Origin of the sequence: Curtobacterium sp. MCBA15_013 (assembly GCF_001865095.1) — a bacterium.
Taxonomy (GTDB): domain Bacteria; phylum Actinomycetota; class Actinomycetes; order Actinomycetales; family Microbacteriaceae; genus Curtobacterium.
Genome location: NZ_MJGQ01000003.1, coordinates 10,607 through 11,018, shown reverse-complemented (window position 1 = coordinate 11,018; position 412 = coordinate 10,607). Strand labels below are relative to the sequence as shown.

At 74.8% G+C, this 412-nt stretch carries 1 protein-coding gene; it reads left to right on the top strand.

Annotation, left to right across the window (positions count from 1 at the left end; translation table 11 throughout):
• On the top strand, nt 1-412 hold a 412-nt coding region (locus BIV01_RS19605), incomplete at both ends, for a hypothetical protein (RefSeq protein WP_175473616.1).

Genomic DNA, 412 nt, shown 5'->3' with positions numbered 1-412 from the left:
ATGCTGCCCGCGACGGGTTCGCCTTCCGCTTCCGGGCCGTCGGCGACCAGGACGTGGCGGTGGGCACCTCGGACGTGGCGGCACGACGGTGGGGCACGATCGTCCCCGGTCACGACTACGTCCTGGCGTGGGCGACCGGCCCCGGCATGACGATCGACACCGGGACCCGCGACCCGGTGCAGCTGCTGCCCGGCATCCCGGTGATGTACCCGGTCGGTCGCGACTTCACGTTCGAGGGGCTCCCCTCGGGACAGCACTCGGTCCGGTTCGGTGGCGCGTTCCTCGAGTCGATCGCCGCCGCGCGCCGCGGCGACGACGAGCCGCGGCAGCTCGCGTTCCGCCGCACGCTGGGGGTGGACGCGCTGCGGCTGCTCCGCAGCCGGATCGGCGAGGCCGCACCGCGCCTCCTGGA